Annotated in this window: 8 protein-coding genes, 1 tRNA gene and 4 pseudogenes; 3 read left to right on the forward strand and 10 right to left on the reverse strand. The window is 66.8% G+C overall.

Annotation, left to right across the window (positions count from 1 at the left end):
* Positions 1-125: 125 nt before the first annotated feature.
* Positions 126-926: pseudogene (locus tag CRO07_RS02135) on the forward strand (IS1634 family transposase); the annotation flags it as partial.
* Here CRO07_RS02135 and CRO07_RS02140 read toward each other — a convergent pair.
* Positions 917-1,426: pseudogene (locus CRO07_RS02140) on the reverse strand (transposase); the annotation flags it as partial. The pseudogenes CRO07_RS02135 and CRO07_RS02140 overlap by 10 nt on opposite strands.
* A gap of 118 nt (positions 1,427-1,544) precedes the next feature.
* On the opposite strand from CRO07_RS02140, the pseudogene CRO07_RS02145 reads away from it, so the two are divergent.
* Positions 1,545-1,667 (forward strand): annotated as a pseudogene (locus tag CRO07_RS02145) (IS5/IS1182 family transposase); the annotation flags it as partial.
* 57 nt (positions 1,668-1,724) lie between these two features.
* Positions 1,725-1,868 (forward strand): annotated as a pseudogene (locus tag CRO07_RS02150) (IS3 family transposase); the annotation flags it as partial.
* Between the two features lie 34 nt (positions 1,869-1,902).
* On the opposite strand, the gene CRO07_RS02155 reads toward CRO07_RS02150, so the two are convergent.
* The 9 genes from CRO07_RS02155 to CRO07_RS02195 form a co-directional block, all read right to left on the reverse strand.
* Positions 1,903-1,979: transfer RNA gene (locus tag CRO07_RS02155), tRNA-Leu, on the reverse strand.
* A 66-nt stretch (positions 1,980-2,045) separates the two neighbouring features.
* Positions 2,046-2,864, reverse strand: a complete 819-nt coding sequence (locus CRO07_RS02160) for a sulfite exporter TauE/SafE family protein (protein WP_097029057.1) — start codon at positions 2,862-2,864, stop codon at positions 2,046-2,048.
* Positions 2,865-2,926: 62 nt separating this feature from the next.
* A complete protein-coding gene (dusA, locus tag CRO07_RS02165; RefSeq protein WP_268876226.1) occupies positions 2,927-3,919 on the reverse strand; it encodes a tRNA dihydrouridine(20/20a) synthase DusA in 993 nt (330 codons plus the stop codon).
* 387 nt (positions 3,920-4,306) lie between these two features.
* A complete protein-coding gene (locus tag CRO07_RS02170; RefSeq protein ID WP_097029059.1) occupies positions 4,307-5,608 on the reverse strand; it encodes an HlyD family type I secretion periplasmic adaptor subunit in 1,302 nt (433 codons plus the stop codon).
* On the reverse strand, positions 5,605-7,341 hold the full coding sequence (locus CRO07_RS02175; RefSeq protein ID WP_097029060.1) for a type I secretion system permease/ATPase: 1,737 nt from the start codon (positions 7,339-7,341) through the stop codon (positions 5,605-5,607). Before CRO07_RS02175 ends, CRO07_RS02170 begins: the two co-directional genes overlap by 4 nt.
* Entirely contained in the window at positions 7,334-8,611 is a 1,278-nt protein-coding gene (locus tag CRO07_RS02180; RefSeq protein ID WP_097029061.1) for a glycosyltransferase family 4 protein, read from the reverse strand. The genes CRO07_RS02175 and CRO07_RS02180 overlap by 8 nt, the downstream gene beginning before the upstream one ends.
* A complete protein-coding gene (locus CRO07_RS02185) occupies positions 8,608-10,761 on the reverse strand; it encodes a hypothetical protein (RefSeq protein WP_097029062.1) in 2,154 nt (717 codons plus the stop codon). The genes CRO07_RS02180 and CRO07_RS02185 overlap by 4 nt, the downstream gene beginning before the upstream one ends.
* Positions 10,758-12,002 carry a glycosyltransferase family 4 protein gene (locus CRO07_RS02190; protein WP_097029063.1) on the reverse strand — a complete coding sequence of 415 codons (1,245 nt, stop codon included), beginning with the start codon at positions 12,000-12,002 and terminating at the stop codon, positions 10,758-10,760. Before CRO07_RS02190 ends, CRO07_RS02185 begins: the two co-directional genes overlap by 4 nt.
* Positions 12,002-14,044, reverse strand: a complete 2,043-nt coding sequence (locus tag CRO07_RS02195; RefSeq protein ID WP_097029064.1) for a hypothetical protein — start codon at positions 14,042-14,044, stop codon at positions 12,002-12,004. Before CRO07_RS02195 ends, CRO07_RS02190 begins: the two co-directional genes overlap by 1 nt.
* Positions 14,045-14,067: the final 23 nt, after the last annotated feature.

Below are 14,067 nucleotides of genomic sequence, written 5' to 3' on the forward strand. Positions count from 1 at the left end.
GATCCGTGTCGCCGTGCTCAACCGCTTCACCGACCTCGGCACACCCAGCACTGAGGCCAAGGGATAAGTCTGTCCGGTGAAAGGGGAGTTCTTGCCCTCAGCCGATTTGTGCAACAGAGCCTATCGCCCTGCACGAGTTGTGGAAGGATCTCGGCTTCGACCGCGCGCTGGCCGCAGGGATGCGATCCGGGCGCCGCAAGACCGACGTCGAAGCCCTGGTGCGCGCCATGGTCTTCAACCGGCTTTGCGCCCCCGACAGCAAGCTCGGCTGCCTGCGCTGGCTGGAGACGGTGGCCATGCCGGCGATGCCCGAGACGGTCACGCATCAGCACCTGCTCCGCGCCATGGACGCGCTGATGGACCACGCCGAGCGTGTCGAGATCGAACTGGCCCGCCAGATCCGGCCGCTGGTCGATCGCGATCTGGCGGTGGTCTTCTACGACCTCACCACCGTGCGCATCCATGGCGAGGCGGAGGTGGATGACGACCTCCGCGCCTACGGCATGAACAAGGAAAAGGGCGGCATCGCCCGCCAGTTCGTGCTGGGCGTCGTGCAGACCGCTGACGGCTTGCCGCTCATGCACACCGTCCACCCAGGCAATGTGGCCGAGACGAAGACGCTGCAGGCCATGCTGACCACCGTCCTGCAGCGTTTCCCGGTGCAGCGGGTGATCCTCGTCGCCGACCGAGGGCTCCTCAGCCTCGACAACATTGATGCCCTCACCACGCTCGCCGATCAGGGCGGCCGCAAGCTCGAGTTCATCCTGGCCGTCCCCGCCCGCCGCTATGGCGAGCTGGTCGAGACCTTCCGGGGCCTTGCCTTCGACGAGGCGGGCCTCGTCGAGGCCGGCTTCGCGGGCCACCGGCTGATCGTGGCCCACGATCCGCTGCGCGCGGCCGAGCAGTCCGAGAAGCGCCGCGCCCGCTCGTAGAGACGGGAGTCCGTTGGGTGCGCAATGTTCTTCTCCATGACGGTGGTATCGACCGCCACCTCGTCCAGGCTGGCATCATCAACGGTGCCCGACTTCCGCCCGGCCTCGATGGTCTTTGTCAGCAGCCATTCGACCCCCTCTTCCCCGATCCGCTTCCGCCACCGGATCAGCGATGTCGGGTCAATCGGCGGGCGGTGTTGAAAGAAGGTCTCGCCGGTGAAGTGCTGAAAGTACGGGTTCTCGACCCACCGCGCGATCACGGCCTCATCCGACAGCCGGAACGCGTGCTGCAGGTAGAGCAGCCCCGCCACCAGCCGCGGGGAGGTCGCCGGACGTCCGGTCGAGGACGGGAAGAAGCCCGCCCATTCCCGTTCGAAGAAGTCCCAGTCGATCAGTGCCGCCAACGCGACCAGCTCGTGGCGCAGGTCGATCATGTCGACGAGGCGGGGTCGGAAGAAATCGTTCTGTTCGGGAGGACGGGAGCGGTGCTTCATGCGGTGAGCCGAAATTGCAGGGTTCTGGGCTAAATCCTATGAAATCCTGCAGGCCATGGCGACAGAAACCTCCAGTTTCTATCGATGCATCAACCACTTCGCCGTTGTTCAGGCCGGACTACTGGGACAGCGCCTCTCTGCACGCGACTTCGACCGTCAGGTCGCCGAGTTCCAGATCCGTGTCGCCGTGCTCAAAGGCTTCACCGACCTCGGCACACCCAGCACTGAGGCCAAGGGATAAGTCTGTCCGGTGAAAGGGGAGTTCTTGCCCTCAGCCGATTTGTGCAACAGAGCCCGCCAGACCCCCGAAGGCTTCGCGCTGCACCTGACCACCGCAATCGCCCGACCCGCTACACGCAATGAAAGTTCCGCGCGCCGGGCGATTGCTCAACCCGCGCCGAAAGGCGCAAACCAGCTACCGGCTCCAGTCACAGCTGGATGAAAGACCGGTGGCAGGTCAGGATAAAAATCAGGTTTGGTGGGCCCACTGGGACTCGAACCCAGACTGTATGGAGTTTAAGTCCACTCTCTCTACCTATTGGAGTATGGGCCCGATTGTTCCGCCTTATCAGCCCCTTTGGTGTCGATCAACCTGGGGCGCAGAACCGGGCGCTGACCGTCACCAACCCAGCGCCTTGCGCAGCATGTTCAGGGCGACAATCATGATGAAAAAGGCAAACACCCGCTTCAACGGCTGCGGATTCATCGCATGGGCCAGCCGAACGCCCAGCGGAGTCGTCAGCAGCGTCATGGCGATGGTGATGGCGAAAGCGGGCAGGTTCACCGCCCCCACGGTGAAGGGCGGCGCCGCCTCGATCGGAGTGAACAGGAACATCACCGCCGAGGGCAGCGCGATGATCACGCCAAACCCCGCCGCGGTGGCGACGGCGCGGTGGATCGGAACACTGAAAAGGCTCATCAACGGCACGCCGAAAGTTCCTCCGCCGATGCCCATCAGCACCGACAGGAACCCGACCGAACAGCCGGTTGCGCCACGCCCGACGCCGCCGGGCATGGCCTCGCCCAGTCGCCAGTGCGCCCGGCCGAAGGCCATGTAAAGACTGACGATCAATCCGACCCCGCCAAAGATCCCCTGAAGCGCCACAGACCGCAGGCTTGACGCAACCAGCACGCCCACCACGGCCCCCGCCGCGATCCATGGCCCCCAGCTTTTCAGGATCGGCAGATCCACCGCGCCCTTACCGTGATGGGCATGGACCGACCGCAGCGAGGTCACGATGATCGTGGCCAGCGACGTGGCAAGGCAGATCCGCATCAGGCCGGGGCTGTCGTAACCCAGCGCCTCGAATGCATACAGATAGGCCGGCACAAGGACGAGGCCGCCGCCCACCCCCAGAAGTCCCGCGATCACGCCAGCAAAGGCGCCGATGCCCATCAGCAGGGCCAGCATCGGCAGAAGGATCGACAGGTCGGGCATCGGGCATGGCCTTTCGCAACAAGCGCCCCGCCATAGCGCGCTGCCCTTCGGAACGCCAGATCTCAGGCGGCGCGGCTTTGCATTTCGCCCACGGCCTGATCGAACAGATCCAGCCCTGCCCCGGGCCGCGCAGCGCCCTCGGACAAAAGCCGGCGCCAGTGACGCGCGCCGGGACGCCCGGTGAAAAGCCCAAGCATATGCCGGGTGATCTGGTGCAACCGCCCGCCGGCTGCCAGATGGTCAGCGATATAGGGACGCATCGCCGCCAGAACCTCGCCCAGATCGCGCGGAGGTTGATCCCCCCACAGCCGATCGGCGCCCAGCAGCAGTTCGGGCTCGTTATAGGCGGCGCGGCCGATCATCACGCCGTCAAGCCCTTGATCCAGCAGTGACTGAGCCTCCGCAAGACTGGTCACGCCGCCGTTCAGGCAGATCACAAGCTCGGGGAAGCGGCGCTTCATCGTTACCACCAGCGGATAGTCAAGCGGCGGGATCTCGCGGTTTTCGCGCGGGCTAAGGCCCTGAAGCCATGCCTTGCGGGCATGGATCACGAAATGGCGCACGCCTGCCTCGGCCACCGTTTCGAGGAAGGCGGGCAGCACCTCTTCGGGCCGCTGATCGTCCACCCCGATCCGGCATTTCACCGTTACCGGCACCGGGCTTTCTGCGATCATCGCCGCCACGCAGTCGGCCACCAGTTGCGGCCTTTGCATCAGCACCGCACCGAAACAGCCCGACTGCACCTTGTCCGAGGGGCAGCCGACATTAAGGTTAAACTCGTCATAACCAAAGGGCACCGCAAGCCGCACCGCCTGCGCCAGTTCCGCCGGGTCAGAGCCGCCAAGTTGCAGCGCCACCGGATGTTCCGCGTCGTGGAACCCCAGCAGTCTTTCGCGCGGGCCGTGGATGACCGCCGGCGCGGCAACCATTTCGGTATAAAGCATGGCGCGCTGCGTCATCAGCCGATGGAAGAACCGGCAGTGTCGATCCGTCCAGTCGAGCATCGGGGCCACAGAAAGACGGTAGCTTCCGTAACTGACTGATTTATCCGCGATCTCGGTTTGTTTCAACGATGTCCCCACAGATCTTTGCGTCCCGATATCAGTCCGCAATCATATATTTCTGCCCGCGTTTTGCCGGGGTCTGCCTGCAACATGGTTCTGGCTGGCACCTTGTAGTCCCTATACACTCGCAAGCCCGTCAGGAAAGACGGTTCAGCCTCGTATACCGCGCAGGGTTGCATTGATCCAGAAGGACGGGTCGGCCCTACTTCCCCGGTGCATCTGTGGGTGGTGCCATCGTCCAAGGAACCGCTGCACCCGGCTTGCATGCAGCATACGGCGGTGGCTGTTCATGGTTCATGGTTCATGGTTCATGGTTCATGGTTCATGGTTCATGGTTCATGGTTCATGGTTCATGGTTCATGGTTCATGGTTCATGGTTCATGGTTCATCAAGGGCGTGGCGAAGGTGTCGCAGGATTGGTTCCAGCAGATAGTCGCCTGCCCGGCGCTCGCCAGTGCTGATCGATACTTCGACCGGCATGCCTGCGCTGAGCCGCACCCATGACGGCTGCGCGGCAAGCCCGTCGGGGTCGAGTGTCACACGGGCATCGAAATAGGTGCTGCCGTCACGTGGATCCTCGACAAGGTCGGGTGAAACGAAAGTGACAGTCGCATCCAGAACCGGAGCCATGGCGCGACGATAGGCCGTCAGGCGGACGCGTGCCGGACGCTCTTGCTGGACGGTGTCGATCGACTCCGGTGGCAGTCGGATCTGGATCACCAGAAGGTCGCTGTCGGGCACGATCTCCATCACCGGGGTGCCCGAGCCAATGACCGCGCCGGGGGTGACGGTCGGCACCTCGACGACCAGACCATCCTGTGGCGCGCGAAGTGTCCGACGCAGCAGCACGTCTTCTGTGGCCCGAATTTGCGCCTCGATCCCGGGCAGAGCCCGCTCGGCGGCCGCACGTTCTTCGGCCACTTCGGCCAATCGCATCTGTTCAGCGGCGGCAATGTCCATCCGTGCCCGTGCAGCGTCAGCCTGCGCAGCTTCGGCCAGCGCAAGAAACTGGTCCCGGCTACCTGTCAGCACGGCGATGTTCCGATCGAGTTCCACCAGCTTTTGCCGCGGTGCCGCCCCGCGTTCGACCAGAGTCAGGCTGTCGGACCGTTCGGCCTGCCAGCTTTCAAGCTGGATCGTCGTGGCACGGGCCTGCGCTTCGTTCGCCGCAACCTGTGCCTGAAGTTGTTCGATCTCGCGTTGAAGCGAGCCGATACGGTCCCGGTGCGCCCGCACCCGCGTTTGAAAAAGCCGTGTCTGGCTGGAAATCCGTTTGACGTCAGGCCAGGGGGCTGACGCGGGATCAAGGCGTTCCCCCCCCGCGCTTTCGGCTTCAAGGCGCCAGATATCGAAGCGAAGCGCCGCACGTTCCGAACCCAGTTGCGAAAGCCGTTCGCGTTCCTGGACCGTGGCGAGTTGTGCCACAGGTTGACCTGCCGCCACCCGGTCCCCGGGCCGGACAAGCAGCCGTTCGAGTATCCCACCTTCAAGGTTTTCGACCGTTTTCCGCCGGCTTTCGGCCAGCACGACGCCCTGAGTGATCACGGCGCCATCGAGCCGGGCGTAGCTGCCCCAGCCGCCGAGTGTGACCGAAAGCGACAGGATCAGGATCAGGGCCGTGCGAAAGACCGGCCCGTAGCGCGGCGGTGCGGTCTCGCCCCAGTCGGTTGCGGCGCTCATGGGGTGGCCTCGGCGGCGAGAGCGTGGAGGGTGCCGCCTGTCTTCGATCTGCGCTGGGGCCCGACGGCTGAAAGCACCTCAAGCCGGGGGCCGTACTGGGCGACCGCGCCCTCGCGCAGCACAAGCAGGCGGTCGGCCTTGGCCAGGATCGACATCCGCTGCGCGACGACGAACACTGCGGCGCCGCGCGCGCGCGCGGCGTCGATGGCATCGACAAGGGCGGCTTCGCCGTCGGCGTCGAGGCTGGAGTTCGGCTCGTCCAGCACCAGAAGGCGCGGATCGCCGAAGATGGCGCGGGCCAGCGCAAGCCGCTGGCGCTGCCCGCCGCTCAGCCGGGCGCCGGCTTCGGACAGGCGCGTGCCATAGCCCTGTGGCAACCGCCCGATCAGATCGTGAACACCTGCCTGACGGGCGGCGGCGATCACCTCTTCCATTGGCGCATCGCGAAATCTGGCGATGTTCTCTCGTACCGTCCCATCCAGCAGCATCGGTTCTTGTGGAAGATAGCCGACCGCCGCGCCGAAGCTGGATCTTTCATGCAGGAAAGTGCTTTGGCCATCGAGATAGATGCCCCCCGCATTCGGCGCCCATAGCCCCACGACAAGCCGGGCAAGTGTCGATTTGCCGGCCCCGGACGGGCCGATCACACCGATAAGTTCGCCGCCGTCAAGCCGGAAGGAGACGTTGCGCAGCAGCGGTGTGTCCTGACCGGGCGGGATGTAGGTGACCCGGTCGGCCATCAGCGTCGCGCCGCCGATCGGGGCGGGAACGGATGAGCGTGTGGTTGCCCCCTCGCGCAGAAGTGTCAGAAGTCGGCCGTGCGCGGACAGCGCATCCACCCATTGTCGCCACCCTTCGATCAGATGTTCAAACGGCAGCAGCAGGCGTGACATGATCGCCATGGCGGCGATGATCGTGCCGATGGTCGCCTCTTGCCCAACGACGAGCACGGTTCCGGCGCAGATCACCGCGATCTGGATTGCGGTCCGTAGAAATCGTGCGATCGCGCCAAGCGTCTTGGCGACCGACTGTCCCGCTTCGACGGCATCAAGCGAGCGCGCCTGGGTGCGGTGCCAGCGCCGTGCGATATCTGGCAACATGCCCATGGCGGCAATGATTTCGGCGTTGCGGATCGCAGTTGCCGTTTCGGCCTGCGCGCGACCGCCGGCGGCACTGGCGCGGGCGACCGGGCGGCGGGCTAGAAGTTCTGTCGCAAGACCGGCCCCGGTCAACAGCAGTGCCCCGACGCAGCCGATCCACCCGTAAAGCGGGTCCATCAGAAACAGGACGCCGATCAGGATCGGAGTGAAGGTCAGGTCTATGGGCAGGCCGATTGCGCCGCCCGAGATGAAGCCGCGCAGGTCCGACACGTCGCGCAGCGCGTCGGCCCCGGCGGCCGGCCCGTCCCGAAGCGAGGTCTCGATCGCGGCCTCGAACACTGGACGCCCCAGGCGGGCCGCCAGCCGGGCCGCAAGAATCGCGAAGATCCGCGATCGCAGCACATCAAGCACCGCACCAAAGATCAGCAGCATCGTCACCAGCAGGGTCAGCGCCACCAGCGTATTGAGATTGGCCGAACCGATGACCCGATCATAGACCTGTGCGTTGTAAAGCGGCAGCGCCAGATGCAGAAGGTTGACGAAGAATCCGACAAACGCCGCCGCCCCGGCCCCGACCGCCAGTTCGCGCAGTGCCGCGGAATGACCGCGGTCGGGGGGGGCGGGTTCAGCCATGTCGCGCCTCACGGCTGCCCTGACGTTCGATCAGCCGCAGGAACAGGTCCGCATGCAGGTTCGCCGCGGTCGCGGTATCGGTCGGAGGCTCGATCCCGGAGCGCAGCCGGTCCCACAGAAGCGGATCGCTGATGGCGCGCGCCATGGTTTCCGCGAGACTTTCCGGGTTTGATGCGCGGAAATGCAGCCCGTCGATCCCGTCGCGCACCTTTTCGGCCATTCCGCCGATATCTGACGCGATGATCGGCCGGCGGTGGTGGAATGCCTCCTGAATCACCACGGGGGCGTTTTCCCACCACGTCGAGGGCACGATGGTCCAATCCACCTCGCGCATCAGATGGGGCAGGTCGGCGCTTTTGTAAGACCCCATGAAGCGCAACCTGCGGCCGGCAAGGCGAAACAACTCTTTCACCTGTTGCTGAAACTCGGCCGGTTGATGTTCGAGGTTCCCGCCGAAGATATAAAGGATCGAATCCCCCCATGTCTTTTCGGGGATGCGCGTCACGGCATCGACCAGAACCTTGATCCCCTTGAATGGGTTGAGTTGGCCGAAATAGGCGAAACGGTTGCGCCTGCCGCCTGGGGCAAGCACGCGTGCGGGCGCCTGGGCGCCGCCGTCAAGACCGTTCTCGATCATCACCAGCTTCTGGCGCGGCAGGCCCCAGTCTTCGAACCGCTGTAGCAGGAAGCGGCTGGGGCTGACGAAGGCATCGACGCGGTCGAAGAAGGCCTTGATGAACAGTTCGCGACGTTTCATCGCCGCCGCGCCGATTTCGGGGAAACAGATCCCGCAATCCGACGCCGAGGCCCGCAGGCAAAGCCCGTGCGAGCGGGCCTTGATCATCTGGCCGTGGTGCGCGCAGATGGGCAGATATTCGTGCAATGTGAACACGATGGGCACATCGCCCAGAACGCGGCGGGTCGCGTGAAGCGCCTGGATGCCGAAGCCCATGATGTGATGAAAGTTCACCACATCCGGGCGGCAATCGGCAAGAAAACGCTCGAAATGCAGCATCAGCTCGTCAAGCCCGTTCGAGCCGAGGTGGAACCAGTCGTAGTCGTTGGTCCAGAACAGCGTCTCGTCCGGTGCCTGCCCCAGGGACATCAGCGGGGTTGCGGCGTGGCGCGCGACGGGCGGGCCGATCCCTGCCATGTAATGCGCGTCCCATCCAGGCATGTTCTTCAGCCCTGTGAACAGGTTGTAAGACGCCACCTGCGCCCCGCCGATCGAAAAGGCCGGGTGGGCATGGCTGAGGACGAGGGCTTTCACGAGGCTGGCCTTTCCTTCATCCGCGCGGCGATCAGCGCGCCGTCCACCTTTGCCATGAGGGAGGTGAAGGAATCGTTTGTGGCCTGCGTCTGATCCTGCAACGCCCAGAAGGTTACCCCGCCCGAGCACCAGACCCCCGCGCCCGTCGCCTTCAGGCGGTCGGCCAGATCCCGGTGCGCCAGCCTGTCGGTGAACAGCCGGCCCGAAAGCCCGCCCGCGCGCAGCAGATCGTCGCGCGCGATCAGCGCGATCTCGGGGGCGCCGGTCGGAACGCGTGTCGGCCGACCATGGGCCAGCCATTCGGCCGGATACCCCAACTGCGGGCAAAGCGTTTCCAGCCCGTCGCCGCTGCTCTCGCCGGCGCCGAAACAGATCGAGCCGTCCTCGTAGACCAGCCGGGGCGAGATCGGCCCCGACGGCCGGGCCCATTGCTGTTCGCGCACCAGTCGCACCAGCCAGTTGGCCTGTGTGGGCAGCACCGAGGGTTCCCACAGCAGCAGACGCGAGCCGTCGGTGGCGGCGATCCCGGCTTCGAACTGCGCCAGCAGACTTTCGTTTTCCGGCAGCACCAGCAGTCGTCCCGACAGGTCATAAAAGCGGAACGCCTCAGCCAGTTTTTCGGCAAGGCCGGTCGCGGTGTCGCGTGTCGTCACCAGCGTCAGGTCAAGGGCCGTGGCCTCGGGGGTGCCCCCAAGCAGCGCGAACACCGGCTGAAGCTGGGTCAGTGTGCGGAAGGGCATGATGGCGGCAATGTCCCGCGCGGGCGCGGGGTCTTTCAGCGGAACCGTGGCGGTGCGGCGGTGACCCGCGCGTGGGGGTGTGGCTGGCAAACCGGCCAGAAACGGCGCCAGCACCCGTTCGACCAGCGGGCCAAGCGCCGGATCCTGTGGCGATACGCCGGCAAGGATGCCGGGCAGGCGGTCCCGAGACTGAAGCGGTGTTACCGGGACAGGGCGGAACAGACAGGAATTGTCATCAAGCACAAGTTCCAGATAGGCATTGGTATTTTCCGCAGCGCCCTTGCGGCCCGGCGCATAGGCGATGAAGCCGTGCATGGCATCGCGGGGATCAAGCAGGCGCGTGAAGCGCGGATCATTGGCAAAGCCCTCGCACAGGTCGGGGCGGGGGATGCTGTGCCAGCGGTCCTGAAGCGGGGCATAGAGCGCGTCGGTGCTTTTCAGGATCACCCTGTCGACCCGGGCAAGCGGATCAAGCAGCCAGCCCATGGCAAGGATGCCGCCATCGGGGGCCTGAAAGACCGCATCCAGCGCGGCCGCGACGGGCAGGGGCGTCGAACTCAGCGTATCCGTGCCGGTAAAGCGCGGCCGGCAGATCCGGCGCATCGCGCGGATCGTGCTTTCAGGGCCGGCAAGGCGCGGCAGCATCTGCGCGACATGGGCATTGGCGGCCGCGGCATGCAGATGTTGGGTCGCGCCGGCCAGCCCCTCAAGCCGGCGCAGCGTGCCCTGATGATCGAAGACCAGCGATTGCAGCGCGGCAAGATCCTGCCCGCGCCAGTCGCGGCTGAACAGTGCAAAGCCCTGACCGGGGGGCAGGATGTCGTCCCGGGCGAAGGTGGCGACCTCGACCTCGGCAAAGCCAAGGGCGGCATCCAGCTTGCCAAGCCACGCCTGCCCGGGCGCAAGCGACATCGACCACCCCTGCGCGAACAGCCCGCCACAATCGGGAATCGCGAGCATCTCGATGAAGCCATCGGTGGTGGCGGTTGCCGTGACGAAACCAGCCAGAAAGGCGCCGGCGGCCTGCGCTTCGGTGCCATCGGGCAGCACCCGCAGCAGGAAATCGAGCACGTCCCGCGAGTTGAGGCCCGCCTTCCCCACGAACTCGGCCAGAGGTTCGGGCGCGATCTCGATCCGCGGCGGGCGGCCGATGTGCCAAAGCGTGCCGCAGGCGCCCTGAAGTGTCGTGGCCTCGGTCAGGGCGGCGCCGGTCAGCGCAAGCCCCGCCCACCCCGATGCGACCGGCCAGGCTTCGGCCTGCCAGCGCGTTTCGGGGTCAAGCATGCCCTCGGCCGGTGGACAGGCCGCCGCCGTCAGGGCCAGCAGGCTGCGCCCGCCCGGCAGGATTACCGCAAGGGCGGCTTGCGCCGAGTTGGTGAGCGCGCAGGTGGAACCGTCTGCCGGGCTCATGCCGCGATCCTTCCGTTGGTCAGGTTGCGATAGAGCGCAAGATGTGCATCCACGAATGCCTCATGGCTGGCCTTCGGCTGTGCCGCGGCAAGGCGGGGCCAAAGGCCCGGATCGCGTGCGGCGGTGCGCAACACCTCGGCCAGTGCCGCGGCATCGCCCGGCGGCACCAGCAGCCCGGTTTCGCCATCCCTGACCAGTTCGGCCATGCCCCCCAACCCCGAGGCGATCACCGGCCGGCCCGCGGCCTGCGCCTCCAGGATCACCAGCGGTGCGTTCTCCCACCAAAGCGACGGCACCACGACCCAATCCACGTCCGCCATCCGGCTGGCCAGCGCCGTCCGGTCGTAGGGACCGAGATGCTGGGCCAGTGGCCGGGCCGCCGCAAGGCGGGTCTCGAATTCGGCGCGGAAGGCGGGGTCGGCGTGGCGCATCCCGCCGTTCAGCGTCAGGCGCAGCGCCGTCCCTTGCTGTTGCACCTGCGCCGCGGCATCCAGCAGCGTCAGCACGCCCTTGTGCGGTGTGATGGTGCCGAAAAACGCGAAACGGTCGCGGCGCGAGCGCGGTCGATCCTGCATCAGCGTCAGCGGGGCGACGGCATTCGGCATCAGGATCACCCGCTCGGCCGGCAGGCCCCAGTCAAGGAAACGGTCGCGCAGGAAGCGGCTGGGGGCCAGGAACAGATCCACCCCACGCAGGACCGTGGTCAGATAGGTCTTGCGCAGCGCGTGGCGCGAGGCCCCCAGTTCGGGAAAGCAGGCGCGGCAGGCGTCGGGGCCCGCGCCGCGGCAGCGGCCGACTTCGGGTCGGGTCAGAAGCAGCCCCTCGTTCGGGCAAATCACCTGATAATCGTGCAGGGTCAACAGGATGCGGATATTCGGCGCGATGCGGCGCAGTGCCGGGATCACTTCGGCGCCGATCCGGTCAAGGCCATGCAGGTGGACCACATCCGGCCGAAGCTCGCCCATCAGCCGACCGAGCGAGTCCAGCCAGCGCAGCCCGTCATGCCGGTTCATCAGGAAACGGTCATAACCGCCGGTTTGCAGCACCATGTCCGCCCCCTGTCGGCCCAGACTGCCGGCCTGCGCCTCGGGGCGCTGCAAGGATGTGGCGGCGGCCAGAAAGGTCGATTGCAGCCCGCGCCGTTCGATCGCGCGGTGCAGATCGTGGGCGACGATCTCTGTGCCGCCGGGCGTCCAGTCCGGATGATCGTGCGCGATTGTCAGGATGCGGGGTGTGGCCATCATGCGGTCTCGGGAATGGTGCCCGTGGGCGCAAGCAACCCCAGGCCGTGAATCAGGACCGACTCGGTGAACGGGTCGGGCGGGGGGGCGCAGCCGAAGCGAATAAAGGGTGCGGCGGCGCGAACCGTGACTGGCGCACCCGCCGTCAGCGCAGCCAGAACCAACGGCAGATCGGCCGGGCCATCCGGCATGGCAAGGATGCGCGCGATGGCCGCGGGCGTCAGTCCGGCGCAACTGCCTGACACAATGGCCGTACCGCCGGTTGACGGCAGCCGGTCCGGAGGCAATCCGTCGAACGGGCGCCTGATCGCGCCGGTTTCGATGGTGGTCATCGCCTCGGCAACGGCGCCGTCATGGTCAAGCAGGACACCCGCCGTGACAGGCACCTCTGCCCGCAGCAGATGATCCAGCCAGCTGCCGAGCCATCCCGGCATGGCAGGCAACACATCCGGGCCCAGAAGCAGGGCAGCCCCCGGACACAGCGCCAGCGCCGCGCGCAGCACCTCGGCCGGGGTTGCGTCGGCGGCATGGGACAGGATGTGATGGCCAGTGCCATGCACCTCGGCCGCGACCGCGGCAAGGTTGCGCGCCTGTTCGGCCCGCGGGCCTTCAGGAACAGTCAGAATGACTTCGGCACGGTGGGCGGCCGGCTCGGCCCCGATCAGGGCGGCGCGTGCAGGGATCAGGTCCGGGTTGGCCCCGACGGCTGCGATCAGCGCCAGCCGCGCCTGGCCGGCAGGTCCGAAGCGTTCGATCCGAACCGCGGCGGGCTGGCGTGGCAGCACGGCACGGACCCGCGCCAGCGCAGCGGCGGGGCCATCGGATCGCGCCACCGCCCAGGCTTCGGCGAAGCCGTCAGGGATACCACCACGATAGGGCTGGGGCCGCATCTCGGGCAGGTGCCGCTGCCGCCCGGAGCCGAGGATCAGGTGAATCTGGCAAGGCTCACCCTCGGTCGCCTCTGCAAGGGGGGCGAAGCCGGCGTCGAGGGCGATGCCGTCCGGCCCGACCGATGGCGCGATCTCGACGAACCGGCTGCCGGCCTGAAACCGGATCGTGCGAACCAGCCGTTCGGCATCCTCCAGCCTGAAGGCATACAGCAGCCCCCCCGGCGCGGCCGACAGCGACAGCATATCGATCCGGATCGGCAGGTCTGGCGTGCGCAACTCTCGCAGCAGCGCCGCGGCGGCCGGGCTGCGGGCTGCGGCCGTGCGGACATGACCCAGCGCCCAGCCGCGGGCCGCATCGCTGCGGCCTTGCAGCCAAAGTGCCAGAGGCTGGGGAAGATCCCCGGCAGGGGGGGGCATCAGCCGCACCGGCCCGGGGGCGAAGATCACCACCTCTCCGCTCTCTGGGGGGCGGCCGTTCAGATGCAGATGCAGCCGTCCTGCTTCGGGCTCGGCCAGTGTCTCGGTTTCTTGTCGCCCAATGCGGTCGGGCAGGACGGCCATGGCGGCGCCTTGGGGCGGGGCAGCGCCTTCCCAGCGATGCGAGACGATGGCAGCGCCGTCCCCGAAGGTGGTCCAGCCCTGGGCCGGCACCTGTGGCACTTGACACAGGTCGAGAAGCTGGCGACCAAGCGCGGCCAGATCAGGCCCGCCCGCCCCGGCAAACAGCGATGCGCCGGTGGTCAGCATCAGCTTCAGGATCTGCGTCCGGCCCGCCGGTCCAAGGCCCGCCAGCAGCACGGGCAAGGGACGCAGCGGCGGTTGCAGCCAGTCAGGTTCGGCCGCGGCTTCGGGGCGGCCATCCAGCACCAGGTCGATCCGGGCGCCGACCACCTCGGCAACGGGAAGCATCAGCAGCATCAGATGCCGCAATCCGCCCGATTGCAGGGCCAGTGCGGTGCCGATGCAGGGCGCCGGCGCCGGCCGGCCGTCCAGCAGGGCAGTCAGCCGGGCGCGCCGACCCGTCTCGGCCGGGCGGTCGAAGAAAAGCGCCGTCAGGCGGTTGCACAGCGGCACAATCCGCGCTTCGTCCAGCAGGCGGGGCCGGTGCAAAGGGGGCGCGAGATCGGCAAAGGCTTGGTGTCTCATGTCCATGGGGCGGTTCCGGCTGTCCTGCG

It is taken from the genome of Cereibacter ovatus, assembly GCF_900207575.1.
Taxonomy (GTDB): Bacteria; Pseudomonadota; Alphaproteobacteria; order Rhodobacterales; family Rhodobacteraceae; genus Cereibacter_A; species Cereibacter_A ovatus.

Excerpts from the sequence above, each read along its gene's own strand:
- CRO07_RS02160 (WP_097029057.1), bottom strand. The coding sequence starts at position 2,864 with ATGCCCGACCTGTCGATCCTTCTGCCGATGCTGGCCCTGCTGATGGGC.
- CRO07_RS02170 (WP_097029059.1), bottom strand. The coding sequence starts at position 5,608 with ATGAGCGCCGCAACCGACTGGGGCGAGACCGCACCGCCGCGCTACGGG.
- CRO07_RS02175 (WP_097029060.1), bottom strand. The coding sequence starts at position 7,341 with ATGGCTGAACCCGCCCCCCCCGACCGCGGTCATTCCGCGGCACTGCGC.
- CRO07_RS02185 (WP_097029062.1), bottom strand. The coding sequence starts at position 10,761 with ATGAGCCCGGCAGACGGTTCCACCTGCGCGCTCACCAACTCGGCGCAA.
- CRO07_RS02190 (WP_097029063.1), bottom strand. The coding sequence starts at position 12,002 with ATGGCCACACCCCGCATCCTGACAATCGCGCACGATCATCCGGACTGG.
- CRO07_RS02195 (WP_097029064.1), bottom strand. The coding sequence starts at position 14,044 with ATGGACATGAGACACCAAGCCTTTGCCGATCTCGCGCCCCCTTTGCAC.